At 71.8% G+C, this 24,801-nt stretch carries 24 protein-coding genes; 15 read left to right on the plus strand and 9 right to left on the minus strand.

The genetic code is table 11. The features are described 5' to 3' along the window. Positions 1 to 87: 87 nt before the first annotated feature. From ACZ7M7_RS30250 to hypE, 15 genes are all read left to right on the plus strand, one after another. Positions 88 to 1,722: a cellulase family glycosylhydrolase gene (locus ACZ7M7_RS30250; RefSeq protein ID WP_472122158.1), complete on the plus strand. Its 1,635-nt coding sequence runs from the start codon at positions 88 to 90 to the stop codon at positions 1,720 to 1,722. Between the two features lie 179 nt (positions 1,723 to 1,901). After that, positions 1,902 to 2,945 carry an ABC transporter substrate-binding protein gene (locus ACZ7M7_RS30255; protein ID WP_472122161.1) on the plus strand — a complete coding sequence of 348 codons (1,044 nt, stop codon included), beginning with the start codon at positions 1,902 to 1,904 and terminating at the stop codon, positions 2,943 to 2,945. 59 nt (positions 2,946 to 3,004) lie between these two features. Next, entirely contained in the window at positions 3,005 to 4,009 is a 1,005-nt protein-coding gene (locus ACZ7M7_RS30260; protein ID WP_383597968.1) for a FecCD family ABC transporter permease, read from the plus strand. Continuing rightward, positions 4,006 to 5,079, plus strand: coding sequence for a FecCD family ABC transporter permease (locus ACZ7M7_RS30265; protein ID WP_472122164.1), 1,074 nt, complete (start codon positions 4,006 to 4,008; stop codon positions 5,077 to 5,079). Before ACZ7M7_RS30260 ends, ACZ7M7_RS30265 begins: the two co-directional genes overlap by 4 nt. A gap of 88 nt (positions 5,080 to 5,167) precedes the next feature. Then, entirely contained in the window at positions 5,168 to 5,422 is a 255-nt protein-coding gene (locus ACZ7M7_RS30270) for an EF-hand domain-containing protein (RefSeq protein ID WP_383599696.1), read from the plus strand. Positions 5,423 to 5,720: 298 nt separating this feature from the next. Continuing rightward, positions 5,721 to 7,094 (plus strand): MFS transporter, encoded by a 1,374-nt coding sequence (locus ACZ7M7_RS30275; RefSeq protein ID WP_472122168.1) that lies wholly within the window; start codon positions 5,721 to 5,723, stop codon positions 7,092 to 7,094. Beyond that, a complete protein-coding gene (locus ACZ7M7_RS30280) occupies positions 7,094 to 8,512 on the plus strand; it encodes an alpha/beta hydrolase family protein (RefSeq protein ID WP_472122171.1) in 1,419 nt (472 codons plus the stop codon). The genes ACZ7M7_RS30275 and ACZ7M7_RS30280 overlap by 1 nt, the downstream gene beginning before the upstream one ends. A 52-nt stretch (positions 8,513 to 8,564) precedes the next feature. After that, complete coding sequence (locus ACZ7M7_RS30285) at positions 8,565 to 9,416, plus strand: PaaX family transcriptional regulator (protein ID WP_472122491.1); 852 nt, start codon at positions 8,565 to 8,567, stop codon at positions 9,414 to 9,416. Positions 9,417 to 9,548: 132 nt separating this feature from the next. Further along, a complete protein-coding gene (locus ACZ7M7_RS30290; RefSeq protein ID WP_472122174.1) occupies positions 9,549 to 11,294 on the plus strand; it encodes a hydrogenase maturation protein in 1,746 nt (581 codons plus the stop codon). Continuing rightward, positions 11,291 to 11,878: a hydrogenase maturation protease gene (locus ACZ7M7_RS30295; RefSeq protein WP_472122176.1), complete on the plus strand. Its 588-nt coding sequence runs from the start codon at positions 11,291 to 11,293 to the stop codon at positions 11,876 to 11,878. The genes ACZ7M7_RS30290 and ACZ7M7_RS30295 overlap by 4 nt, the downstream gene beginning before the upstream one ends. A 38-nt stretch (positions 11,879 to 11,916) precedes the next feature. Beyond that, a complete protein-coding gene (hypB, locus tag ACZ7M7_RS30300; RefSeq protein ID WP_472122179.1) occupies positions 11,917 to 12,684 on the plus strand; it encodes a hydrogenase nickel incorporation protein HypB in 768 nt (255 codons plus the stop codon). After that, on the plus strand, positions 12,681 to 15,014 hold the full coding sequence (gene hypF / locus ACZ7M7_RS30305) for a carbamoyltransferase HypF (protein WP_472122182.1): 2,334 nt from the start codon (positions 12,681 to 12,683) through the stop codon (positions 15,012 to 15,014). Before hypB ends, hypF begins: the two co-directional genes overlap by 4 nt. 3 nt (positions 15,015 to 15,017) lie before the next feature. Then, on the plus strand, positions 15,018 to 15,338 hold the full coding sequence (locus ACZ7M7_RS30310; protein ID WP_383597990.1) for a HypC/HybG/HupF family hydrogenase formation chaperone: 321 nt from the start codon (positions 15,018 to 15,020) through the stop codon (positions 15,336 to 15,338). Continuing rightward, entirely contained in the window at positions 15,335 to 16,477 is a 1,143-nt protein-coding gene (gene hypD / locus ACZ7M7_RS30315; protein WP_472122185.1) for a hydrogenase formation protein HypD, read from the plus strand. Before ACZ7M7_RS30310 ends, hypD begins: the two co-directional genes overlap by 4 nt. Then, entirely contained in the window at positions 16,470 to 17,540 is a 1,071-nt protein-coding gene (hypE, locus tag ACZ7M7_RS30320; protein WP_451166497.1) for a hydrogenase expression/formation protein HypE, read from the plus strand. The genes hypD and hypE overlap by 8 nt, the downstream gene beginning before the upstream one ends. 55 nt (positions 17,541 to 17,595) lie before the next feature. Here hypE and hypA read toward each other — a convergent pair whose 3' ends face one another. The 9 genes from hypA to ACZ7M7_RS30365 form a co-directional block, all read right to left on the minus strand. Then, positions 17,596 to 17,952, minus strand: coding sequence for a hydrogenase maturation nickel metallochaperone HypA (gene hypA, locus ACZ7M7_RS30325; RefSeq protein ID WP_451166495.1), 357 nt, complete (start codon positions 17,950 to 17,952; stop codon positions 17,596 to 17,598). Between the two features lie 7 nt (positions 17,953 to 17,959). After that, positions 17,960 to 18,160 carry a hypothetical protein gene (locus tag ACZ7M7_RS30330; protein WP_383598003.1) on the minus strand — a complete coding sequence of 67 codons (201 nt, stop codon included), beginning with the start codon at positions 18,158 to 18,160 and terminating at the stop codon, positions 17,960 to 17,962. A 22-nt stretch (positions 18,161 to 18,182) separates the two neighbouring features. Next, the gene (locus tag ACZ7M7_RS30335; RefSeq protein WP_383598006.1) at positions 18,183 to 18,389 is read right to left on the minus strand and encodes a hypothetical protein; all 207 of its coding nucleotides are present in this window, start codon (positions 18,387 to 18,389) and stop codon (positions 18,183 to 18,185) included. Positions 18,390 to 18,431: 42 nt separating this feature from the next. Further along, entirely contained in the window at positions 18,432 to 19,028 is a 597-nt protein-coding gene (locus ACZ7M7_RS30340; protein ID WP_472122190.1) for a DUF5947 family protein, read from the minus strand. Further along, on the minus strand, positions 19,025 to 19,585 hold the full coding sequence (locus ACZ7M7_RS30345; protein ID WP_383598011.1) for a NifU family protein: 561 nt from the start codon (positions 19,583 to 19,585) through the stop codon (positions 19,025 to 19,027). The genes ACZ7M7_RS30340 and ACZ7M7_RS30345 overlap by 4 nt, the downstream gene beginning before the upstream one ends. Further along, positions 19,578 to 21,371 carry a nickel-dependent hydrogenase large subunit gene (locus ACZ7M7_RS30350; protein WP_472122193.1) on the minus strand — a complete coding sequence of 598 codons (1,794 nt, stop codon included), beginning with the start codon at positions 21,369 to 21,371 and terminating at the stop codon, positions 19,578 to 19,580. The genes ACZ7M7_RS30345 and ACZ7M7_RS30350 overlap by 8 nt, the downstream gene beginning before the upstream one ends. 88 nt (positions 21,372 to 21,459) lie before the next feature. Then, positions 21,460 to 22,548 (minus strand): NADH-quinone oxidoreductase subunit B family protein, encoded by a 1,089-nt coding sequence (locus ACZ7M7_RS30355; RefSeq protein WP_383598017.1) that lies wholly within the window; start codon positions 22,546 to 22,548, stop codon positions 21,460 to 21,462. A gap of 1 nt (position 22,549) precedes the next feature. Next, a complete protein-coding gene (locus tag ACZ7M7_RS30360; protein ID WP_472122196.1) occupies positions 22,550 to 24,061 on the minus strand; it encodes a hypothetical protein in 1,512 nt (503 codons plus the stop codon). Positions 24,062 to 24,171: 110 nt separating this feature from the next. Further along, complete coding sequence (locus ACZ7M7_RS30365; protein WP_472122199.1) at positions 24,172 to 24,783, minus strand: TetR/AcrR family transcriptional regulator; 612 nt, start codon at positions 24,781 to 24,783, stop codon at positions 24,172 to 24,174. Positions 24,784 to 24,801: the final 18 nt, after the last annotated feature.

Raw genomic sequence — 24,801 nt, forward strand, 5'->3', positions numbered from 1 at the left:
GCACCCTCAGCACCGCCGCCGACGGCACGGCGGCGAGGGCCACACCTGACACTCCCCCACCCCCAACTCCCCTCTCTTGGAGCCGCCATGAGATTCCGCCTCCCCGCCGTCCCACGGCCGGTCGCCGTGGCCGCAGCCCTGCTGGGACTTCTTCTCCCGCTGCTTGCCGTCGTCACGCCGGCTCATGCCGCGCCGCCGGGCTTCCGGGTCGCGAACGGCCGGCTGCTGGAGGCGAACGGGAACGACTTCGTCATGCGGGGCGTCAACCATGCCCACACCTGGTATCCGGACCGCATCAGCTCCCTCGCCCACATCAAGGCCAAGGGCGCGAACACGGTGCGGGTGGTCCTCTCCAGCGGCGACCGCTGGACCCGCAACGACACCGCAGACGTGGCGAACGTCGTCGCCCAGTGCAAGCAGAACCGGCTCATCTGCGTCCTGGAGGTCCACGACACCACGGGCTACGGCGAACAGAGCGGCGCCGTCACGCTCTCCCGGGCCGCCGACTACTGGATCGGCGTGCAGGGCGCGTTACTCGGCCAGGAGGACTACGTCGTCGTCAACATCGGCAACGAGCCGTACGGCAACACGAATTACACGGCGTGGACGGCCGACACCAAGGCGGCCATCCAGAAACTGCGCACCGCCGGTTTCCGGCACACCCTCATGGTCGACGCACCCAATTGGGGCCAGGACTGGGCGTTCACGATGCGCGACAACGCCGCCTCGGTCTTCGCCGCCGACCCGGACGCCAACACGGTCTTCTCCATCCACATGTACGGCGTCTTCGACACGGCCGCCGAGATCAGCGACTATCTGAACCGCTTCGTCACGGCCGAACTCCCCATCGTGGTGGGCGAGTTCGGCCATGACCACTCGGACGGCAACCCCGACGAGGACACCATCCTCGCGGTCACCCAGCAGCTCGGCCTCGGCTATCTGGGCTGGTCCTGGAGCGGCAACGGCGGCGGGGTCGAGTACCTGGACATGGTCAGAGGCTTCGACCCGAACCAGCTGACTTCGTGGGGGCAACGCCTCTTCAACGGCGCGAACGGCATCGCCGCCACGGCCGAGGAAGCCACCGTCTACTCCTCTTCGGGGGGCGACACCACTCCCCCGACCGTCCCCGGGACGCCGACCGCCTCCCCCGTGACGTCCTCGTCCGTCGCCCTGAACTGGACCGCCTCCACCGACGCGAACGGCGTGACGGGCTACGACGTCGTCCGCATCGGCGGCGGGACCGAGACCGCCGCCACCGCGACGACCGGCACCTCCGCCACGGTCACCGGCCTCGCCCCGGCGACCGCCTACGCCTTCGCCGTCTACGCGCGCGACGCGGCGGGCAACCGCTCGCAGCGCTCGGGCACGGTGGCGGTCACGACGTCGTCCGCCGGCTCGTCGGCGACATGCGCTGTCGCCTACCGGGTGGCGAACGAGTGGCCCGGCGGCTTCCAGGCCGAGATCGTCATCCGCAACACCGGCAGCTCGGCCGTCAACGGCTGGACGCTGCGCTGGACCTTCCCGGACAGCCAACACGTCAGCAATCTGTGGGGCGGCACCGCGACCCAGAGCGGCACCGACGTGAGCGTCACATCCGTGTCGTACACGGCGTCGATCGCCCCGGCCGGTTCGGTCACCCTCGGCTTCACGGCCACGAAGGGCAGCGCCAACCCGAGCCCGGCCGCCTTCACGCTGAACGACTCCGCCTGCTCGCCGGCCTGACCGCCACGCGCTCGCAATCCTTGGCGTCCTGGCAGGTCAGGGCGCCAAGGATGCCCCACGTGCACAGCACAGGACCGTGACAGGGACCACACAGCCCTCGTGTACGGCACACGGACCGTGCGGATAAGGTGAGCCTGGCCTAATCGATGGCCACCTGTGCACCATGAGGGAGCCCTGTCATGCTTCACCGGCGCCGCGGCACAGCCGCCGTCGCTCTTGCCGTCGCCGCCGCACTGTCCCTCGCGGCCTGTGGCGGCTCCAACGACGGCTCGGACAGCGCGGGTTCCGCGGCCGGGTCCGGCAACAAGAAGGACGTGGCCAAGGGCGGCAAGGACTTCGCGTCCGCCGCAGAGAAGACCGCCGCGATGGGCACCGACGCCAAGCCGGGCCAGTGGCCGCGCACCATCGAGCACGCCATGGGCGAGACGGTCATCGACTCCCCGCCCAAACGTGTGGTGGTCCTGGACGTCGGCGAGCTCGACAACGTCGTCTCGCTCGGCATCAAGCCGGTCGGCCTCGCCCCCACCGAGGGCTCCCCCGAACTGCCTTCCTACCTGAAGAAGGACGCCGGCACCCCCAAGAACGTCGGCACGATCAACAACCTCAACCTGGAGGCGATCGCCGGCCTCAAGCCGGACCTGATCCTCGGCAGCCAGCTGCGCGCCGCGGACAAGTACGACGAGCTGTCGAAGATCGCGCCCACCGTCTTCTCCATCCGCCCCGGCTTCACATGGAAGGAGAACTACCTTCTGAACGCCGCGGCCCTGGACAAGACCGCCGACGCCAAGGCGAAGCTCGCCGCCTACGACAAGAAGGTCGACGCGCTCGACGCCGAGCTGGGCGCCGACAAGCCGATCGTGTCGATGGTGCGTTACCTGCCCGACGGTGTGATCCGGCTGTACGCCAACGCCTCGTTCATCGGCACCATCCTCAAGGACGCCGGCATCCCGCGCCCGAAGAACCAGGACATCGAGGACCTGGCCGCCGAGGTCAGCGCCGAGAACATCGACCAGGCCGACGCGGACTACATCTTCACCGGCGTGTACGGCGACGCGAAGGCCACCGACAAGTCCCGCGCGCAGGACAACCCGCTGTGGAAGAACCTGAAGGCGGTCAAGGCCGGGCACGCGTACGACGTCCCCGACGAGACCTGGTACCTGGGTCTGGGCGTCACCGCGGCCGACGAGGTCCTCACGGACCTGGAGAAGTACCTCACCAAGTAAGGCCCTCGTACAGGGGATCCGGCTGCCACACGGCAAGAGCAAACAGCAAGAGGAACCGCATGTCCCGTGCCACCCGGCGTCGTATCGCCTGGACGGTCGCGGGCATGCTCCTGCTGCTGGTCGCGGCCCTGCTGAGCCTCGCGCTCGGCAGCCGGCAGATCCCGCCGGCCCAGGTGTTCGACGCCCTCCTGCACGGCGGCACCAGCGACAACGCACAGGTCGTGCGGGCGCTGCGGGTTCCCCGCACGGTCATCGGCGTGCTGGTCGGGCTCGCCCTCGCGGTGGCCGGGGTCGTCATGCAGGGCATCACCCGCAACCCGATCGCCGAGCCCGGCGTTCTCGGCGTCAGCCAGGGGGCCTCGCTGGGTGTCGTCTGCGCGATCGCGTTCCTCGGGGTGCACTCGCCGGCCGGTTACGTGTGGTTCGCGTTCGCCGGTGCGGGACTGGCCGCGGTGGCCGCGTATGCGGTGGCGGGCAGCGGACGCGGCGGTGCCTCGCCGGTCAAACTGGCGCTGGCCGGGGCCGCGATGAACGCCTTCATCGCCTCCGTGGTGTCCGCCATCGTCACCACCGACGCCCGCGCCCTCGACGAGTTCCGCTTCTGGGACGTCGGCTCGATCGGCGGCCGGGACGGTGACGTCGTCGCGCAGACCTGGCCGTTCGTCCTCGTCGGGCTGCTGCTGGTCGCCGTCGTGGCGCGGGGGCTGGACGCCCTGGCTCTCGGCGACGACGTGGCCAGAGGGCTCGGCCACCGGGTCGCGCTCCTGCGGGCCGTCGGCGCGCTCGCCGCGACCGTGCTGACCGGGGTCGCCGTCGCGGTCGCCGGTCCGATCGCGTTCGTCGGGCTCGCCGTCCCGCACATCGCGCGGGCGCTGGTGGGCGCCGACCACCGGTGGGTGCTGATCCTGTCCGCGCTGCTGGGCCCCACGGTGATCCTCGTGTCGGACGTGCTCGGCCGTGTCCTCTTCGCGCCCTCGGAGGTGCCGGTGGCCGTGATGACCGCGTTGCTCGGCGTGCCGTTCCTGGTCGCGCTGGTACGCAGGAAGGCAACGGTGCCGGCGTGACTCAGCCCCTCGATCGCACCGCCGCCGCGTCTCGTCGCCTCCGTCCCTCCGGCTACACCGTTGTCCGCGTGCGGGACAACAGCTTCCTGCTGCACCGCCGGGCGTGTGCGGTCGCGGTGCTGCTGGCGGCCGTGCTCGCGGTGACGGTCGTCGTGTCCCTGTGCGTCGGCGAGTCGTACGTCTCGCCGACGGAGGTCGTGCGGGTGCTGCTCGGGCAGCCGAGCCCCGACGAACTCGTCGTCGGCACGCTGCGCCTGCCCCGCCTGGTGACGGGTCTGCTGGTCGGCGCGGCGTTCGGCGTCTCCGGCGCACTGGTCCAGACCGTCGCCCGCAACTCGCTCGCCAGTCCGGACGTCATCGGCGTCACGCACGGCGCGGGCGCGGCGACGGTGACCGCGATGACCTTCGGGCTCACGTCGTACACCGTCCTGCCGTACGTCTCGGTCCTGGGCGGGCTCTCGGCCGCCGCGCTCGTCTATGCCTTCGCCTGGCGGGGTGGTCTGCACGCGACGCGCTTCGTGCTCGTCGGAATCGGCGTGTCCATCGCGCTCGGCTCGCTGACCAGGCTGTTTCTCACCAAGGGCGACTATCTGGTCGCCCAGCAGGCCAAGGTGTGGCTGACCGGCTCGCTCAACGGCCGGGGCTATGACCAGGCCGCGCCGCTCGCCTGGATCCTGCTGGCCCTGGTCCCGGCGCTGCTGTGGGCGGCGCACGCGCAGCGCATGGTGTCCCTGGACGACAGCACGGCGACCGCGCTGGGCGTGCGGCTCGGTCCGGTCCGGCTGGGTCTGACCGCGCTCGGCGTGGTGCTGGCCTCCGTGGCGACCGGCGCCGCCGGCCCGGTCGACTTCGTGGCGCTGCTCGCCCCGCAGATCGCCCACCGGCTGACCCGCACCGCCCAGATCCCGCTGCTCTCCTCCGCCCTGGCCGGCGCCACGATCGTGCTCGTCGCGGACGTACTGGCCCGCCGGATGTTCTCCCCGGTAGAGCTGCCGGTGGGCGTCCTCACGGCGGCCGTCGGAGCGCCGTATCTGATGTGGCTGATCGCCCGCACTCGCACTCGTCGCTGAAAAGGGAACCCGAGCGGGGGAAAAGGCGTTCTCATCTGGTAACGGGGTGGGTCGGCCCGATGCCGACGACAGGAACGAGGGTGACACGATGAGCGAAAAGGCCCGGAAGCTGTTCGAGGCACTCGACCTCGACGAGAACGGGACCCTGACCCGCGAAGAGGTGATCATCGCCCTGCGCAGCAAGGGCCCGTCCCTGGCCGCTTCTGGAGATCTGCCGACCTGGGCACTGGGAGACGAGTACGCCTCGTCCGCTCTGTTCGACGCAGCCGACCAGAACGGGGACTCCGTGCTGACCCTGGAGGAGTTCGCAGCGGTGGTGGACCGCCGCTTCGGCTGGCACTGAGACGGGATACGAGCCGTAGCGCTGCAGTTCTCCCCTCCTCGAGGCGCCAGGCCGTCTTTGCCTCCTGCCCCTTGAGGCTGAGGTCGACCGGCGCCTGGCAGAAACGGCCCACGGAGGCGGCGGCGCTCACCGCCCGGTAGCCGCCGCAGCCCCTTCGCCGTCCCCGGACGAACGCGCCGTTCGGCGATCACGACCGACCCGCACGGCACCCATAGGCGCTAATGTTGTGCACTTTATTGACGGCGGTAAGTATAGAGCCTACCTTCGCGGTGTCCTTCCCCCGTCAAGGGAGACCGCGATGCCCCCGTCCCCCGTCGCATCACCGTCACCACCCCCGTCCCCGAACCCGAACCCCGAAAGCGCCCGGCAGCTGCGCAGGGTCGCCCTTTCCGGGCTGCTCGGTACCGCCGTGGAGTTCTACGACTTCCTCGTCTACGGCACGGTCGCCGCCCTGGTCTTCGGCGAGCTGTTCTTCCCGGGCGCCGACCCGGCTGTCGGCACCATCGCCGCGTTCGGCACGTTCGCCGCCGGCTATGTCGCCCGTCCGCTCGGCGGCATCGTCTTCGGGCACTTCGGTGACCGGCTCGGCCGCAAGTCCATGCTGCTGCTCACGATGGGCCTGATGGGCGGCGCCAGCTTCCTCATCGGCCTGCTGCCCACCTACGGCACGATCGGCGTCTGGGCGCCGGTCCTGCTGATCGCCCTGCGTGTCGTCCAGGGCATCGCCATCGGCGGTGAGTGGGGCGGCGCCACGCTCATGGTCGTCGAGCACGCCGGGGAGCGCCGCCGCGGCCTGTGGTCGAGCTTCACGCAGATGGGAGCCCCGCTCGGCTCCCTGCTCTCCTCGCTCGTCGTCACCTTCGTGGTCGCCATGCCCAGGGACCAGTTCACGGCCTGGGGCTGGCGCGTGCCGTTCCTGCTGAGCGTGGTGCTGCTCGGCGTCGGCCTCTTCGTCCGGCTGAAGGTGGTCGAGAGCCCGCTCTTCGCCGAGGTGAAGAAGGAGCGCACCGAGGCGCGGCTGCCGATCGTCGACGTACTGCGGCGTCCCCGGCCGCTGCTGCTCGCCTGCTGTGTCGGCATCGGCGCCTTCACCGCCCAGTCCCTGCTGACCAGTTATCTGATCGCGTACGCCACCGGCATCGGATACGCCCGCCCGCAGGTGCTCACCGCGCTCACGGTGTCAGCCTGCGTCGCCCTGGTCGTCCTGCCCTGCGCCTCAGCGCTGTCCGACCGCGTCGGCCGCCGCCCGGTCGTCCTCGCCGGAGCCCTCACCTCGGCCGCGCTCGCCTTCCCCGTCCTCGCCCTGGTCGACTCGAAGTCGCCCGGGCTGCTGATCCTCGCCGTCGTCCTCGGCCACGGCATCGCCCAGTCCGTGATGTACGGCCCGCTGGGCGCCCTGCTCACGGAGATGTTCGGCACCCGGGTCCGCTACACCGGAGCCTCCCTCGGCTACCAGGGCGCCACCCTGATCGGCGCCGGCTTCTCCCCGATGCTCGCCGGAAGTCTGGTGGCCGCCGGCGGCAACGGCACCCCCGTCGCCCTGCTGATCTGCGGGGGCTCGCTCATCACGGCGCTGACCGTCTGGTTCGTGCGCGAGACCAACCGCACGTCCCTGTCCGGCTCGGCGCCCGAACGTCCCAACTCCCGCCGGACGGAGGGGATCTCCGCGTGATGAGCACCACCGCGCCCCCGCCACCGCACGTACGCCGGCCCCGCCGCCGTAGCCGCATCGCCGGTGCGGCCGCCCTCCTGCTCGCCGTCGGCGCGCTGCCCGCCACGACCGCCGTCGCCGCCTCCGACACGACCCACGTCGACGGCCGACTCCCCTCGGGCGCCACGTACATGATGGACATGCCCGCCCACTGGAACGGCACCGTCCTGCTGTTCAGCCACGGCTACGCGACCGGCCCCGCCAACCCCGCCCAGGACGCCCCGGACGACGCCACCAAGGCTCTGCTCCTCAGGAACGGATACGCCCTCGCCGGCTCCTCCTACGCCACCACCGGCTGGGCTGTGACGGACGCGGTTCCCGATCAGCTCGCCACCCTCACCGCCTTCACCGACCGCTTCGGGACGGCCTCCCGCACCATCGCCTGGGGGCGGTCGTACGGCGGGCTCGTCACCACCGCCATCGCCGAGCGGCATCCGGAGCGGATCGACGGTTCGATCTCGCTGTGCGGCCTGGTCCACGGCGGAGTGGCCAACTGGAACAACACCCTCGATCCCGTCTTCGCGATCAAAACGCTCCTCGCGCCCGGCACCGACGTCCCACTGGTGAACATCGCCGAACAGGCTGCCGCCGACGACGCGGCCGACACCCTGACCTCCGTGGTCGACTCGGCACAGACGACGGCCGTAGGGCGGGCCAGGATCGCCCTCGCCGCCGCCCTGCACAACATCCCCGTCTGGAACCAGCCCACGCAGCCCCGGCCGGCCGCGACCGACTGGGCAGCCCAGCAGGCCAACCAGTACGAGGCGGTCAAGGGCCTGCTGCAGATCGCCGCCTTCAACCGGCGGCAGGAGGCGGAGGCGCGGGCAGGCGGCAACATGTCGTGGAACACCGGCGTCGACTACGCGAAGCTGCTCGGCCGGTCCTCCGTCCGCAAGGAGGTCACCGAGCTGTACCGGAAGGCCGGCCTGTCCCTGCGCGCCGATCTCGCCACCCTCAACCGCGCCCCGCGCATCGGCGCCGACCCGAACGCCGTGGCGTGGATGAGCGGCACCAGCTCCTTCACCGGCAAGCTTGCCAAGCCGCAGCTGTCGGTCCACACCATCGGCGACGCCCTCGTCCCCGTCCAGACGGAGAACGCTCTGAAGCGGGCCGTCACCGCCGCCGGGTCGGCGTCCCGGCTGCGGCAGGCGTACACCGACAACGCCGGCCACTGCACCTTCAGCCCCGCCGAACAGCTCGCCGCCCTGCACACCCTGGAGGACCGCCTCACGGCCGGCAGCTGGGTCGGCACCGACCCGAAGTCCCTCAACTCCCGTGCCACGGCGGCCGATCCGACCACGCCGACGCGCTACGTGCCGTACCGACCGGCCCCGTACCCGCGCCCCTACGACCTTGCCCACCCCGCCGACGGGCGGTGATGCCGTACGACCGCCCGCCGCGCTGTCGGTGGGCGGTCGTACGCTGTGCACCGTGGAGGACGACGACATCCTGGACACCCCGGTCACCTCGGAGGGCCCGCAGCCGCGCCCGCAGTCGCTCATGCTCGCCTTCTTCGGCAATCACGTTCTGGAGGAAGGCGACCTGTGCGTCTACTCGGGCAGCATCATCGAGGTGCTCGGCCGCGTCGGGGTCGGTGAACAGGCCGTTCGCTCCACGCTCACCCGCATGGTCAACCGCGGTCTGCTGCGGCGCCGGCGCGAGGGCCGCAAGATGTTCTTCGGTCTGACCCCGCAGGCGACGCGCGTCCTCGAGGACGGCCGTACCCGCATCTGGCGGCAGGGCGCGGTCAACGACGACTGGGACGGCTCCTGGACCCTGCTCGGCTTCTCCCTCCCCGACTCCTGGAAGCGCAGGCGCCACGACCTGCGCTCCCGGCTGGCCTGGTCCGGATTCGGCGCGCTGTACAGCGGGCTGTGGATCGCCCCCGGGAAGGTCGACGTCGCCGCCGTGGTCTCGGAGCTCGAGCTGGCCGACCACGTCAAGATCTTCCACGCCCTGGCGGACGACAGCACCGACATCGCGCAGATGATCCACGGCACCTGGGACCTGGAGAGCATCGCCGCTCGTTACGTCACCTTCGACAAGCGGTGGACGGCTCACCTCGACGCCGGGCCGGGGGACGACCCGATCGGAACCCGGCTGCGGCTTGTCAGCGAATGGCTCTGGACCATCCGCACGGACCCGAGGCTGCCCGCCCGGCACCTTCCCCCCGAGTGGCCGGCCCGCGCCGCCCAGGAGACCTTCCGGCGCGTCGCCGAGCACACCGAGCGGCCCGCTCGGCGGATGGCCGGCGAGCTGCTGGAGACCACTCCGTTCGGCTAGGCGGGCGACGCCGGGCAGCCGCGCGACCCGGCCGGGAATGCGATCCGGATGGCGGACGGGAACCGGCGGCGACTCGCGAAACGCCGCCGTGGTCCTTCGCGGCCCTCCCCCGACCGGCGAACATGCCATGCCATGGACATCTTGCTCGTCGCCAGCGCGTTCAACAGCCTGTCCCAGCGTGTGTACGCCGAACTGTCCGAGCGGGGACACCGGGTTGAGGTCGTACTCGCCTCGCACGGACCCGAAGCGGTCCGGGCCGCCGTACGCGAAACGCGTCCGGAGCTGATCATCGCGCCGATGCTGAAGACGGCGCTGCCGGAGGACGTGTGGCAGGAGCACACCTGTCTGATCGTGCACCCGGGCCCACCCGGCGACCGCGGCCCGTCCTCCCTCGACTGGTCGATCGCCGAGGCAGCGCCGCGCTGGGGCGTGACGGTGCTTCAGGCCGAGGCGGCGATGGACGCGGGCGACATCTGGGCGGACGGCTCCTTCCCGGTGCCGCCGGTCGGCAAGAGCGACCTGTACCGCAACGAGGTCTCCGACGCCGCCTCGGCCGCCGTCCTGCTGGCGGTGAAACGGTTCGCCGACGGATCGTTCAAGCCGAAGGCTCAGAGCGATCCCGCGATTGCCGTGGTGTGGCGCGACTTCCTCCGCCAGGAGCGGCGACGAATCGACTGGGAGAACGACAGCACCGCGACGGTGCTGCGCAAGCTCCGTGGGGCCGACTCGCAGCCGGGTGTCCTGGACGAGCTGTGCGGCCGGGAGGTGTTCCTGCACGGCGGGCACGGCGAGGACCGGCTGCGCGGGCGCCCCGGCGCATTGCTCGCGACGCGGTCCGGCGCGGTCTGCCGGGCCACCCGGGACGGCGCGGTGTGGATCCCGGAGCTGCGCCCCCGCAAGAACTCCGGCGACCCGGCGCCGTTCCGCCGCCCCGCGGCCTCGGTGCTCGCCGGATTCCCGGCCCCGCCCGGCACCGGTCAGGGAACGCCACGCCATGACGGCGGCCCGCACTGGCTGCCGGAGGAAGCCGCCCCGCTCGAACTGCCCCCGGAGCGCACCACCTGGACCGACATCCGCTACCGGCAGCACGGCGACGTCGGCTTCCTGTCCTTCTCCTTCCCGGGCGGGGCGATGAGCACCGACCAGTGCCGCAGGCTGCTCGCCGCCTACCGGCGCGCGCTCACCCGCCCCACCTCGGTGCTGGTGCTCGGCGGAGCCCGCGACTTCTTCTCCAACGGCATCCATCTGAACGTCATCGAGGCATCGGCCGACCCTGCGGGCGAGTCGTGGGCCAACCTCAACGCCATGAACGACCTGGTCGAGGCGGTGCTGCGGACGACGGACCGACTGGTGGTTGCCGCCGTCGGCGGCAACGCGGCCGCAGGCGGCGTGATGCTCGCCCTGGCCGCCGATCAGGTCTGGTGCCGCACAGGCAGCGTCCTCAACCCGCACTACCGGCGCATGGGCCTCTACGGGTCCGAGTACTGGACGTACACGCTGCCGCGCCGCGCCGGAGCCGAGACGGCCGCGCGGCTCACGACCGAGGCGCTGCCGGTGAGCGCGGCGGCGGCCGCACGGATCGGGCTGGTGGACCGTCTGGTGCCGGTCCCGGCACGGGACTTCACCGGGGAGGTCGAGCACTTGGCCGCCGCCCTCGCCGAGGCCCCGGACCTCACGGCACGGACCGCCGCGAAGGCCGCGGCACGGCGGGCGGACGAGGCGCGGCGACCGCTCGGCGAGTACCGGCGGGACGAACTCGCCCGCATGCGCGCCATCTTCTTCGACTCGCGTGCCCCGTACCACGCCCTGCGCTCGGCCTTCGTCCGCAAGCAGCCGAGCGGCTCCGCCAACCCGCTGACCACCGGGGGCGCGCGATGAGCACCCGTCTGCTGGTGGCCAGCGTCGGCAACATCTTCCTCGCGGACGACGCCTTCGGCCCCGAGGTGATCCGCGCCCTGGACGGGCGCCCGCTGCCGCCCGAGGTACGGGTACGGGACTTCGGCATCCGCGGCATGGACCTGGCGTACGAGCTGCTCGACGGCTACGACACGGCTGTGCTGGTCGACGCGTCCGTACGGGGACACGAGCCGGGCACCCTGTCGCTGATCGAACCGCAGCTTCCCGACGGCAGCGCAGGCGGGCCCGTTCCCGAGGCGCACGGCATGGACCCGGCGAAGGTCCTGGCGCTGGCCACCCACCTGGGCGACGAACCGCTCCCACGCGTCCTCGTCCTCGCCTGCGAGCCCGAGCTGCGGCCGCGCGGCGACGAGGACATCGCGCCGGGCATCAGCGCGACCGTGCGCGATGCCGTCGGACGGGCCGTCGCCGCTCTGCACACGATGGTGCCGGTGCTGCTCGCCGACCCGGCGGCCACGCCCCCGTTGAGCCGCCCGGAGGAATCCACGGACCCGTGCGCGGCCGGTCTCCCGCGCCTGGTGGCCGAGGGCGCGGAGGATCGATAGCGGTCCGAACCCCCGATCCCCCGCTGGGAGCAGCGCGCATGTGCGATTCCGTGGACGAGGTCACTCAGGCCGTCCTGGCGAAGAACGACGATCTGGCCGCGAGCCTGCGCGAGGAACTGGCCCGGCGTGGTGTGAGCGTGGCCAACCTGCTGTCCAGCCCGGGCAGCGGCAAGACGGAACTGCTCGGGCGGGTACTGGCCAGGGCCGTGGAGCGGGGCATCCCCGTGGCCGCGCTCACCGCCGACCTGGCGACCGACAACGACGCCCACCGGCTCGCCCGTTCGGGAGCGCCGGTGAAGCAGCTGCTGACCGACGGGCTGTGCCATCTGGAGGCCCGGCAGCTGCGCGGGCATGTGGAGAGCTGGCTGCCGGAGGGCACCTCGCTGCTGTTCGTGGAGAACGTCGGCAACCTCGTCTGCCCGGCCTCCTACGACCTCGGCGAGAACCTGCGGATCGTGCTCATGGCGGTGACAGAGGGCGAGGACAAGCCGCTGAAGTACCCCACGGCCTTCGGCTCCGCCCATCTGGTGGTGCTCACCAAGACCGACCTGGCCGGGCCCGCCGGCTTCGACCAGGCCGCCTTCGCCGCCAACATCCAGCGGGTCAATCCCGGCGTGGAGCTCATGTTCTCCTGCGCCCGGACCGGTGACGGAGTCGACACCCTCCTGGATCGGGTGCTCGCGGTGCGGGACGGGGCCGCGGTCCACCGGCCTCCGCTGGCGCCCCGACCCCACACCCACAGCCACAGCCACAGCCACACGCATGAGGACGCCGCTTCCGGCCTCACGGCCGGCCGCGTCTCGTGACGGCGCCCGCCGCACAGGCGGTACGCCGCCGCGTCACCGTGCGCGGCACGGTGCAGGGCGTGGGTTTCCGCCCGTACGTACACCGCCTGGCCTCCGATCTCGCGCTGGCGGGGTTCGTGAGCAACACGGCCGGCGGTGTCCTGATCGAGGTGGAGGGCCCGCCGGACGGTGTCGTCGACTTCTGCGAGAGGCTGGCCGTCCAGCCCCCGCCGCTGGCCTCCGTCACCGCCGTCGGGTTCGAGGACCTGCCCGTCACCGGTGCCGACGACGCCTTCACCATCCGCTCCACCGACCGCTCCCCCGGCCGCACGCTCCTGCCGCCGGACACGGCGACCTGCGCCGACTGCCTGCGGGAGCTGGCCGACCCGGCCGACCGCCGCCACCGGCACCCGTTCGTCACCTGCACGCACTGCGGGCCGCGCTTCACCATCGCCACGGGCATGCCGTACGACCGGGCGGTCACGACCATGGCCGGCTTCCCGATGTGTCCCGACTGCGCCCGGGAGTACGGCGATCCCGCCGACCGCCGCTTCCACGCCCAGCCCGTGGCCTGCCCCGACTGCGGCCCTCGGCTGCGCCTGGTGCCCGCTGCCGGGAGCGGTGTCAGGCCCGCGCGGGACGCCGATGCCCTGGAGACGGCACGGACGCTGCTCTCCGCCGGGGGGATCGTCGCCGTGAAGGGCCTCGGCGGCTATCACCTGGCGTGCGACGCCACGGACGCACGGGCGGTCGACACGCTGCGCACCCGCAAGGCACGCGGCGGCAAGCCGTTCGCGGTGATGTGCGCGGACCTCGACGTCGTGCGGCGGATCGCCGTGCCGTCCGCGCCCGAGACGGCCGCCCTCACCAGCCCCCGGCGCCCCATCGTCCTGCTGCGCCGGCGCTCGGAGCACGACACCCTCGCCCCCGGCGTCTGCCCCGGCAGCCCGCACGTCGGCGTGATGCTGCCCTACACCCCCGTACACGCCCTGCTGTTCGGCCTGCCCGGCGATCCGCCGGGACCGCGGGTGCTGGTCATGACGAGCGGCAACCGCTCGGGGGAGCCGATCGTCACGGACGACGACGAGGCCCTGACCCGGCTGGCCGGTCTCGCCGACGCCTGGCTGGCCCACGACCGGCCCATCGCGTCGCCGTGCGACGACTCCCTGCTGCGGGTACGCCCCGACGGCACGGAGCAGGTGCTGCGCCGGTCCCGGGGCTACGCACCCCGTCCGCTGCGTCTGCCGGTCGCGGTGCGGCCCGCGCTCGCCGTGGGCGGCGATCTGAAGAACGCGCTGTGCCTCGGTGAGGGCGAGCACGCCTGGTTCGGCCCGCACATCGGCGACATGGGCGAGCTGGCCACCCTGGAGGCGGCCCGGCGGGCGGAGTCGCAGCTGCGGTCCCTGACCGGCGTCAGCCCGGAGCTGGTCGCCGCCGACCGGCACCCGGGATACCACTCGTCGCGCTGGGCCCGGCAGCGGGCCGCCCAACTGCCCGTACATGCACCGGTGTTCGTCCAGCATCACCACGCGCACATCGCCTCGGCGATGGCCGAGCACGGCCTCGACGGCACCGCCCCCGTGATCGGCGTCGCCTTCGACGGCACGGGCTACGGCGACGACGGCGCCGTCTGGGGCGGCGAGATCCTGCTCGCCGACTACAACGGCTTCCGGCGGTTCGGCCACCTCACCCCCGCCCCGCTCCCCGGTGGTGACGCGGGCGTGGCCAACCCGTGCCGCCTGGCGCTGGCGCGGCTGTGGGCGGCAGGCCTGCGATGGGACGCGGACCTGCCCAGCGTGGCCACCTGCGCTCCCGACGAACTGGCCATGCTGAAGCGCCAGTTGACGCGTGGTGTGGCCTGTGTGGCGACCTCCAGCATGGGCCGGCTCTTCGACGCGGTGTCGTCCCTCGTCGGCGTCTGTCATCGCGCGCGGTACGAGGCGCAGGCCGCCATGGAGCTGGAGTCCGCCGCCGCTGCGGGCTGGGACGCCGACACCTCGGCCTACGCCTTCGGACTCGCCGGCGGCGCCTACGACCCGGCGCCCGTGCTCGGCGCGCTGCTCACCGATCTGCGCCGCGGCACCCCGGCTCCCGTACTCGCCGCGCGCTTCCACCGCGGCGTGGCGCGGGCCGTCCGGGCGGTCTGCCGGCGGGCACGCGAGGACACCGGGCTGACCACCGTCGCCCTCAGCGGCGGGGTGTTCGCCAACGCGCTGCTGGAGGAGGAGTGCACGCGGCTGCTGACCGGGGACGGCCTCACGGTGCTCCGGCACGGCGAAGTCCCGCCGAACGACGGCGGGTTGGCCCTCGGCCAGCTGGTGGTCGCGGCGCACGAACGACAGAAGGAGTGACCCATGTGCTTGGCAGTGCCCGGCAAGGTCGTGTCCATCGACGACAGCGCGGATCCGCTCACCGGGCTGATCGACTTCGGTGGGGTGCAGAAAGAGGCGTGTCTGGAGTACGTGAGCGACGTGCGGGTGGGTGAGTACGTCATCGTGCACGTCGGCTTCGCGCTCCAGCGCCTGGACGAGGAGTCGGCGCTGGCCTCCCTGAAGCTCTTCGAGGAACTGGGGCTGCTGGAGGAGGAGTTCGGGGACGCCTGGGAGCAGGCGGCCAAGGAGGCGGGCGGCACCGCGGTGACGGAGCGCCAGGACAGCGGGAGCGAGGCCCGGTGAAGTACATCGACGAGTTCAACGACCCCGATCTCGCGCGGCGGCTGCTGGACGAGATCCGCGCCACCGCCACCCGGCCCTGGGCCCTGATGGAGGTGTGCGGCGGGCAGACCCACTCGATCATCCGGCACGGCATCGACCAACTGCTGCCCGAGAAGGTGGAGTTGATCCACGGCCCCGGCTGCCCCGTCTGTGTCACGCCGCTGGTGGTCATCGACAAGGCGCTGGAGATCGCCTCGCGGCCCGACGTGATCTTCTGCTCCTTCGGCGACATGCTCCGGGTGCCGGGCACCGACCGCGACCTGTTCCGGGTCAAGGGCGAGGGCGGCGACGTACGCGTGGTCTACTCACCGCTCGACGCCCTGGAGCTGGCCCGCCGCAACCCGGACCGGGAGGTGGTGTTCTTCGCCATCGGCTTCGAGACCACCGCCCCCGCCAACGCGATGGCCGTGCACCAGGCGCGTCGTCTGGGCCTGACCAACTTCAGTCTGCTGGTTTCGCATGTGCGGGTGCCCCCGGCGATCGAGGCGATCATGACGGCGCCCGAGTGCCGGGTGCAGGGGTTCCTGGCCGCCGGGCATGTGTGCAGCGTGATGGGGACGGCCGAGTACCCGGGGCTCGCCGAGCGGTTCGGCGTTCCGATGGTGGTGACCGGCTTCGAACCGCTGGACATCCTGGAGGGCATCCGCCTGGCGGTGCGCCAGCTGGAGCGCGGTGAGCACCGGGTGGAGAACGCGTACCCGCGTGCCGTGCGCGAGGAGGGCAATCCGGCCGCCGTGCGCATGATCGAGGAGGTGTTCGAGGTGACCGACCGGAACTGGCGTGGCATCGGGCGCATCCCGCTGAGCGGCTGGCGGCTGACGGACGCCTTCCGGGCCTACGACGCGGAGCAGCGCTTCGACGTCAGCGGCATCCGTACCGAGGAGCCCGCCGAGTGTCGCAGCGGCGAGGTCCTCCAGGGTCTGATCAAGCCGACCGAGTGCGCCGCGTTCGGCACCACCTGCACTCCGCGCACGCCGCTCGGCGCCACCATGGTCTCCAGCGAGGGTGCCTGCGCGGCCTACTACCTGTACCGCCGCATGAACGCCCCGACTCCGCAGGCCGACCGGGCCGCGCGGGAGGAGATGAACCCCGTTGCCTGAACAACTCGCCGAGACGGTCGACCCGGCCAACTGGTCCTGCCCCGCCCCGCTGCGCGACCAGGGGGTCGTGGTGATGGGGCACGGCGGCGGCGGTGCGCTGTCGGCGGAGCTGATGGAGCAGGTCTTCACCCCCGCCTACGGCAACGCCACCCTGGCCGGGCTCGCGGACTCCGCCGTCCTCGAACTGGGCGGTGCCCGGCTGGCGTTCTCCACCGACTCCTACGTGGTCAGGCCGCTGTTCTTCCCCGGCGGCAGCCTCGGCGACCTCGCGGTCAACGGCACCGTCAACGACCTGGCGATGAGCGGTGCCAGGCCCGCGTATCTGTCCGCCGCCTTCGTGCTGGAGGAGGGCGTGCAGCTCACCGTGGTCGAGCGGATCGCGCGGGCCATGGGCGCGGCGGCCGAGGCCGCCGGGGTCACCATCGCCACGGGTGACACCAAGGTGGTGGAGTCCGGGCACGGCGACGGCGTGTACGTCACCACCGCCGGCGTGGGGCTCGTGCCCGACGGGGTGGACATCCGGCCCCAGCGTGCACGACCCGGTGACGCCGTCATCGTCAGCGGGCCGATCGGCCTGCACGGGGTGGCGATCATGAGCGTGCGGGAGGGGCTGGAGTTCGGGGTGGAGGTGGCCAGCGACACCGCGCCGCTCGCCGGTCTGGTCGCGGCCATGCTGGCGGTCACCCAGGACATCCATGTGCTGCGCGACCCCACCAGGGGCGGCCTCGCCGCGTCCCTGAACGAGATCGCGCGCGCTTCCGGGACCGGTGTCCGGCTGCGGGAGCGAGCCATTCCGGTGCCGGACGCGGTGGCGAACGCCTGTGGCTTCCTGGGGCTCGACCCGCTCTACGTCGCCAACGAGGGCCGGCTGGTCGCCTTCGTGCCCCCGTCGGAGGCGGAGGACGTACTCGCTGCGATGCGCGCCCACCCGCAGGGCGCCGGCGCCACTCTGATCGGCGAGTGCGTCGCCGACCACCCCGGGATGGTCGTGGTCGCGACGGGGCTCGGCGGGACCCGGGTGGTGGATCTGCCGCTGGGTGAGCAGTTGCCGCGGATCTGCTGATCGGGTCCGGACGTGCGTGGGCCCCGCCGAGCGTGTTCGGCGGGGCCCACGCGCGCTATGCCGAGGCCGGTGGCGGCTCGATCCCGGCGATCTCCAGTTCCCGGCCGCTGCGCAGGTCCGTGGAGGGCACGTCGCAGCGCGGGCACCAGAAGAACGGGGGCATGCCCACCGGGAACTCCTCGGCGCACGGGCCGCACCAGGCCTGCGCGGGGATCTGCTCGACCACGAGCCGCGCCTCGGCGAGGGGGGTCCCGTCGCGGGCCACCTCGAAGGCGAAATCCAGGGCGTCGGGGACGACGCCCGCCAGCTCGCCGACCCTGACGGTCACCGCCGAGACGGACTCGGTTCCGTCCGCCCGTGCCAGCTCACCGGCCCGCTCGATGATCGCGGTCGCGATCGACAGTTCGTGCACGACCGGCTCACGGGTAGCGGCGTCCGGCGCGGAACCCGCCGGACATCCGCCAGATCCGCGCCTCGCGCCGGAGGCTGGGCAACTCCTTGAGCAGCACGGCGAGGACCAGGCTGCCCACCAGGGCCGCCTCGGCCATCAGCACCCGCTGTCCGCTCATCCCGGCTCGTCTGCCCTTGGCAGTCGACCACTGTGCTCGTTGGACCTTCATTGCGGCGACTCCCTGCTGTCTCTCATCCCGGTGAGATGTTCGGCATCGTCTCCACGAGCACGTCATGCCGTTTCCAATGGATCCCGGTGGAACGGCGCGCGTCGGCGGTGCCGTCCTCGTGGTGGCCCTTCTGGTCCTTGTACCGCCCCCGGTTGCCCTGGTGCATGCCGGACACGTGCGCCGGCGTGTCGGGCCTCGCCTGGGCCCGGCCCACTCTGATGCTGCCCATGGGGTGATCTCCTTCCTCGCCTCCGACCTGCGGAGTACGTGCTCAGGACCGCTCGGTGAGGTCCTCGAAGAACCGCTCGACGGCCGGCCAGACCTGCCCGCCGCCGGACAGGCCGCGCCATTCCCGGCGTACGACGGCGACCATCCGGTAGCAGTCGTCGATCGGCACGATCCAGTGGTGGTCGAGGCCGTGGACGGTGTTCACCAGCAGTGCCTCCACCTCGGGTTCCACGGTGGCGAGCTGCGGACACGTCTCGGCGAGCCCGAGCCAGGCCGACCCTTCCACCTCCCACCGCATGGCACCGGCCGGGCTGGGGCCCTGCGCGGTGAGGGTGCCGTCCGCCCGGGGCACGAAGAAGACCAGGCCGACGGGTACGCCCAGCGCCGCCGTGTCGACCTTGGGCAGCCTGATCCGACGCCGGGGCACCAGCCGGTAGTGGCCGTCGCCCGCCCCGGCCCCGGCGAACAGCACCGAGCAGGGGCCGCAGACGCACCGCACCTCGTCCTGCCCGGTGTCGTACAGGTGCGCGTGCTCGTCCGGCACCGGCGCGGCGCACAGGTCACACGCCTCCACCCCGGCCGCCGCCGTGCGGTCGGCCGAGGAACGGATGAGGCGGGCCAGGGCCCCGTCGGTGGTCACCGTGCGCCCCGGTGCGTCAGCGTGGCGAGCGGGACGAACGCGGGCGGGGGTGCGGGCGCAGCCGCGGTGAGCGGCTCCACGGCCGTCAGCTCGGGTGCCACGGCAAGCACCGCCTCGCGGACCGCGTCGGTGACGTCCAGCGCCCCGGCACCGCAACCCGAGCCGCATCCGCCGCCCGCCTTCATGCGCACCCGGGCCACCTGTCCCTCCACGCCGGCCCACTCCACGTCGCCGCCACGTTCCTGTACGGCGGGACGCAGCCGTTCGACCGCGCGGGCCGCCCGGCGCTCGGCGGGCTCGGGATGGACGTCGTGCAGGACCAGCAGGTGGCCCAGCAACTCGTCGTCGGCCAGGCGCTCGGCCAGCTGACCGTCCGCGTGGTCCATGACGCGGGCCAGCGCCTCGCCGTAGACCTCGGTCAGCAGTCCCACCGCCTCGGTCGCGGACCGGGTGGTGGGGCCGGGCGCGGACTCCAGGCCCGCCAGCAGCTCGTCGAGCCGGGCGAGCCGGGCCTCCACGTCCGGGTCCGCCAGCCGGGCGGCACCGGCCTCAGCCATGGTTCGCCCCGTACGTCGGCGAGTGCAGGGTGGTGAGCGTCTTGCCCTTGCCGACGTACATGTGCACACCGCAGGGCAGACAGGGGTCGAAGCTGCGGACCGTGCGCATGATGTCGACGCCCTTGAAGTCGTCCGGCCCGTTCTCCTCGAAGATGGGCTGGCCCTGGACGGCGTCCTCGTACGGACCCGGGGTGCCGTAGATGTCGCGGGGGCTGGCGTTCCACGGGGTGGGCGGGTACGGGTGGTAGTTGGCGATCTTCTTGTCCTTGATCACCAGGTGGTGCGAGAGGACACCGCGGACCGCCTCGTGGAAGCCGCAGCCGATGGCCTCGTCGGGCACCTCGTAGTTCTCGAAGACCTTGGTCTCGCCCGCGCGGACCAGTCCCATGGCCTCTTCGAGGAACTGCAGGGCCATGGCGGCCGCGTAGGCGACGAAGTAGGGCCGGGCGCGGTCGCGTTCGATGGTGTTGCTCCACTGCGGGATGCGCCACTCCAGGGTGGTCTCCGGCAGCGACTCGCCCTTGGGCAGCGAGATGCGCACACTGTGGCCGGTGGCCTTGATGTACGGGGTGTCCACCAGGCCGCTCAGCGCGGTCGACCACAGCCGGGCCAGCGGGCCGCCGCCGGTGTCGAGGGCGAGGTGCTGGTCGGTCCGCTTGTCGTACCAGCGCGGGCTCATCACCCAGCTGTACTTGTCGTCGAAGTTGCGCTTCTGCGGCACCGGGACGGTGGTCTGGTTCCACGGGTGACGCATGTCGACGGGGTTGCCGAGCGGGTCGTGGGTGACGAAGGGCTGCTCGTTGACCCAGTCCTCGTAGTAGGAGCTGCCGAGCATGATGCGCAGGCCGAGGTTGATGTCGACGAGGTTGTTGGTGACGAGTTCGCCGTCGACGATGATGCCTGGGGTGACGTACATCGCCTTGCCCCAGGTGTTCATCGTCTCGTACCGGTAGTCGACGACCTTGGGGTCCTGGAAGGCGCCCCAGCAGCCCAGCAGGACGCGGCGGCGGCCGACCTCCTCGTAGCCGGGCAGTGCTTCGTAGAAGAAGTCGAAGACGTCGTCGTTCATGGCGACGGCCTTCTTCACGAAGTCGATGACCCGCATGAGGCGCGCGAGGTAGTCGGTGAAGACGGTCGGCTGGGGCATCGTGCCGACGCCGCCCGGGTACAGCGTGGACGGGTGGACGTGCCGCCCCTCCATCAGGCAGAACATCTCACGGGTGACCCGGCTGACCTTCAGGGCCTCCTTGTAGACCTCGCCCTCGAAGGGGTTGAAGGCCTTCATGATGTCGGCGATCGTCCGGTAGCCGTGGATCTCCCCGCGGGGCGCCTCGGTGCGTTCCGCGCGGGCCAGCAGGCCGGGGTTGGTGGCCTTGACCATCGCCTCGCAGAAGTCCACGAAGACCAGGTTGTCCTGGAAGATCGTGTGGTCGAACATGTACTCGGCCGCTTCGCCGAGGTTGACGATGTGCTCGGCCAGCGGGGGCGGCTTGACGCCGTAGGCCATCTGCTGGGCGTAGTCGGAGCAGGTGGTGTGGTTGTCGCCGCAGATGCCGCAGATGCGGGACGTGATGAAGCCGGCGTCGCGCGGGTCCTTGCCCTTCATGAACACGGAGTAGCCGCGGAAGAGCGACGAGGTGCTGTGGCATTCCACGACTTCCCGGTTGGCGAAGTCGATCTTCGTGTAGATGCCCAGGTTCCCGATGATCCGGGTGATCGGATCCCAGGACATGTCCACGAGCTGTGGCGGCTTGCGCTCCGTGGGCCGGGCCTCGGTGGTGGTCATCTGCGGTGCTGCCCCTCGCTGTCGGTGATGTGCGGGTGGGTCGTGAGGTGGGGGTCGTGCGGTTCGCGGACCTGCGCGCGGAGCGCCATCAGGGGCGCCAGTGCGGGTCGTAGCCGCTGGTCAGCTTGCGCTTGTTGTGGCGCCACCTGGGCTCGTGGTTGACCAGTTCGTTCGTCATGCCGCGCAGCCTGCGGATGACGGCCCCGTACGGCTTGATGGCCAGGGACGACAGCGTGCCGCCCGGGGGTTCGTCCATGAACGGCATGAACGCGTCGGGGAAGCCGGGCATCGTGCAGCCGATGCAGATGCCGCCGACGTTCGGGCAGCCGCCGATGCCTGCCATCCAGCCGCGCTTGGGCACATTGCAGTTGACGACCGGACCCCAACAACCTGTCTTGACCAGGCACTTGGGCGAGTTGTAGTCCTTGGCGAAGCTGGCCTGCTCGTAGTACGAGCCGCGGTCGCAGCCCTCGTGGACCGTCCTGCCGAACAGCCACTGCGGGCGGAGCATGTGGTCCAGCGGGGGCGGGGGCGCGGAGCCGGCCGCGTGGTAGAGGACCCAGACCAGGGTCTCCATGAAGTTCTCGGGCTGGATCGGGCAGCCGGGCACGTTGACGACCGGCAGGCCGCCCTGGGAGGTGTAGTCCCAGCCCAGGTAGTCGGCGAGGCCCATGCAGCCGGTCGGGTTGCCGGACATGGCGTGGATGCCGCCGAAGGTGGCGCAGGTGCCGGCGGCCACCACCGCCCAGGCCTTGGGGGCCAGTTGGTCGATCCACCAGTTCAGGGTCTGCGGCTCACCGGTCTCCGGGTCGTTGCCGAAGGACGTCCAGTAGCCGTCGCCCTCGATGATGTTCTGGTTGGGGATCGAGCCCTCGATAACGAGGATGAACGGTGACAAATCGCCCCGCGCGGCGGCCCGGTAGGGAGCGAGGAAGTCCTCGCCGCCCAGGCTGGGCGAGAGCACCTTGTTGACCAGGTTCACCTTCGGCAGGCCCGGGATCAGACCCAGGACGAGGTCCTCGATGGAGGGCTGGTCGGCGGCCGTGAGGGAGACGGTGTCGCCGTCACAGCTCATGCCCTCGGAGATCCACAGGATGGTGATCTCGTCGAAGCCCTCGCGGTCCTCACCGCTACTGGGTTCTTTGCTGACCTCGGCGGTACTGCTGTGCGTTGCCATGTCATCGGCCTCCGCTGCGGGGGGTTTCGGATGGAGCGGGCTCCAGTGGCTCGAGTTCGTCCGGCCGGAAGTACAAAAAGCGGCCGTACCAGGTGTGCAGTTCTGCCGCGGGATCGTCGTCGACGGTGACGGCGAGGTGCACGCTGCCGTCCACGTCGTGGAAGACGGCGGCGACCTCGGCGGTCCGCCCGGCCAGGAACATGTCCTGGGCGTCGGCGCCGCGACCCCGTGGGCGGAGCCTTACTCGGCTGCCCGCTCCGAGGGGTACGCCGTCCACGAGCACGGTGTCCGTGGACGGGGAGAGACCGTCGTCGGCGCCCTCCTGCCACCAGGCCGGGCGTTCGGCGGGCAGGGTCGCCAGGGGCGACGGGGTGACCCGGGTGGGCGCCGTGGCTGACGGAGTCAGGGAGCGGACGGCGCCGTGCAGCCGCTCGAAGACTTCCTGAGGCATGGTGTCGACCCGGTCGAGGATCGCGGCGGCCCGCGGGTCGGTGGCGCGTGCCTCCTGCTTCTCCTCGTCGGTCAGCAGCATCGTGCGCAGGGTGAGGATCTCGTCGATCTCCGCCGCGTCGTGCAGGTCGCCGGGGCTCTCCGGGGCGACCTGAGGGTGGTCGGGCAGGATGATCGGGGCGGACAGCAGGGCGCGTCCGACCTCGTCGGGCTCACCGCCGAGCACGGGGAACGTGAACTCGTTGCGGCACGCGCTCGCATGGGCCCGCAGGTCCGTGGGCGGATCGGTCGGCGAGACGAACTCGACGCCGGCACCGCCGATGAGGGTGTGCGTGGCGATGAGTGCCCGGCGCAGCGCCTCGTCGCGCGGGGTTCCCGGATCCGGGGCGGGTCCGGTGTTCGTGGTGCGGACCCGGAGCCGGCAGAGGTACGGCGCGAGGCGCTCGGCGACGACGGTGAGGCTCGCCCGCACCTGCTCGCGGCGCCGCACCACCCGGCCCGAGTGGCCCGGCAGTGGTTCGACGTCCTCCCCGGCCGGCGCTGCCACCGCAACGGTGTGTTCACCCCGAAGGAGCTCGTCCAGCGGGATCACGGCATCGAACTCACGCGGTACGGCCTCGTCGAAGGTCAGATGGGTCGTGCCGTCGTCGGTGCGCAGCGACTCGACGGGGCGGTGTCCGCCGTCCCGTTCCGCTTCCTCGACCTGCTTGCGCTGCATCTGCAGACAGCGCAGCCGGACATGTACGGCCGCGCCGGGCTGCCGGAGCCTCAGCAGGCACTCGGTCTGCTGGTACCAGGAGTCCGCGGAGCCGGAGATGCCGGGGGCGACGGGACCGTCCGACTCCACCCAGTCCCGGGGGAACAGCACCCCGAACTGCCATCGGACGCGGTTCTTGGCCGAGGAGCGCCGGTAGGGATAGAGGAGGTAGCCCTCGTAGAGGACGGCGTCGGCGACCGCGCTCACCTGCTCGAAGACGCCTCCGGACCGGCCCGGCGGCAGGTCCGCGTCCTCCCCGGGGTCAGCGCACGCAGTGCCGCCCTCGGCCCGTCCCTCCGCCGCCATCGCGCCTCCTCGTCGCAGTGTTCACGCGCATCCCTTCCACCACGCTCACACCACTCACCCACCCTCGCCTCCTCCGGCGCAGCGACGCTGAGCCATTCGGGTTGGGGGCGTCAGTCCGTCGGCACGGTCGGCGGCAGGCCCAGCGCGGTGGAGGCATGGCGCCAGATGGAGGTGAGCGCCGTGTCGAGGGTGACGGTCGGGTCGCGCAGCATGAGGCGGATGCCGTAGCCGTCGCTGAGGGACAGGACGAGGGTGCTGAGGTCGTCCACGTCGGTCGGCGTGAACTCGCCGGAGGCGATCCCGCGTCGTACCGCGTCGCCCACCCAGGCGTGCAGCTGGGCGTACAGGTCGACGGCGAAGACCCGCGTGGTCTCGTCGCGCAGCGCCCGGACCCACAGTTCCTGCCAGAGCCGCCAGTCCTGGGTCAGCTGGGGGTCGGTGGGCAGCAGGTTGCGCACGATACGGGAAAGGATGACCGCCGCCGGGGCCGTCTCCGCGTCACGTTCGACGTCGACGGCCGTGTTGGCGAAGGAGTGGGTCATCGCCTCGGTGAACAGCTTCTCGCGCGTGTCGAAGTGGTAGTGCAGCAGCGCCGTCGACACACCGGCCCGCTCGGCGACCATGCGCATCCGGATCTTCTCGAACCCGATGTCGGCGATGACCTCGCACGCCGCGGTCAGGATGCGCTCGCGTGTGTCTGCCGTGCGCACCTTCGTGGACACCGTCGGGCTCCCCTCGTT

This window comes from Streptomyces sp. NPDC111606, from assembly GCF_055656945.1.

What these genes read in the sequence shown, in the direction of transcription:
- ACZ7M7_RS30280 (WP_472122171.1), top strand. Translation starts at nt 7,094, where the DNA reads ATGAGCACCACCGCGCCCCCGCCACCGCACGTACGCCGGCCCCGCCGC.
- ACZ7M7_RS30270 (WP_383599696.1), top strand. Translation starts at nt 5,168, where the DNA reads ATGAGCGAAAAGGCCCGGAAGCTGTTCGAGGCACTCGACCTCGACGAG.
- ACZ7M7_RS30250 (WP_472122158.1), top strand. Translation starts at nt 88, where the DNA reads ATGAGATTCCGCCTCCCCGCCGTCCCACGGCCGGTCGCCGTGGCCGCA.
- ACZ7M7_RS30260 (WP_383597968.1), top strand. Translation starts at nt 3,005, where the DNA reads ATGTCCCGTGCCACCCGGCGTCGTATCGCCTGGACGGTCGCGGGCATG.
- ACZ7M7_RS30335 (WP_383598006.1), bottom strand. Translation starts at nt 18,389, where the DNA reads ATGGGCAGCATCAGAGTGGGCCGGGCCCAGGCGAGGCCCGACACGCCG.
- ACZ7M7_RS30295 (WP_472122176.1), top strand. Translation starts at nt 11,291, where the DNA reads ATGAGCACCCGTCTGCTGGTGGCCAGCGTCGGCAACATCTTCCTCGCG.
- ACZ7M7_RS30330 (WP_383598003.1), bottom strand. Translation starts at nt 18,160, where the DNA reads ATGAAGGTCCAACGAGCACAGTGGTCGACTGCCAAGGGCAGACGAGCC.
- ACZ7M7_RS30360 (WP_472122196.1), bottom strand. Translation starts at nt 24,061, where the DNA reads ATGGCGGCGGAGGGACGGGCCGAGGGCGGCACTGCGTGCGCTGACCCC.
- ACZ7M7_RS30355 (WP_383598017.1), bottom strand. Translation starts at nt 22,548, where the DNA reads ATGGCAACGCACAGCAGTACCGCCGAGGTCAGCAAAGAACCCAGTAGC.
- ACZ7M7_RS30310 (WP_383597990.1), top strand. Translation starts at nt 15,018, where the DNA reads ATGTGCTTGGCAGTGCCCGGCAAGGTCGTGTCCATCGACGACAGCGCG.
- ACZ7M7_RS30255 (WP_472122161.1), top strand. Translation starts at nt 1,902, where the DNA reads ATGCTTCACCGGCGCCGCGGCACAGCCGCCGTCGCTCTTGCCGTCGCC.
- ACZ7M7_RS30345 (WP_383598011.1), bottom strand. Translation starts at nt 19,585, where the DNA reads ATGGCTGAGGCCGGTGCCGCCCGGCTGGCGGACCCGGACGTGGAGGCC.
- ACZ7M7_RS30350 (WP_472122193.1), bottom strand. Translation starts at nt 21,371, where the DNA reads ATGACCACCACCGAGGCCCGGCCCACGGAGCGCAAGCCGCCACAGCTC.
- ACZ7M7_RS30275 (WP_472122168.1), top strand. Translation starts at nt 5,721, where the DNA reads ATGCCCCCGTCCCCCGTCGCATCACCGTCACCACCCCCGTCCCCGAAC.
- ACZ7M7_RS30290 (WP_472122174.1), top strand. Translation starts at nt 9,549, where the DNA reads ATGGACATCTTGCTCGTCGCCAGCGCGTTCAACAGCCTGTCCCAGCGT.
- hypB (WP_472122179.1), top strand. Translation starts at nt 11,917, where the DNA reads ATGTGCGATTCCGTGGACGAGGTCACTCAGGCCGTCCTGGCGAAGAAC.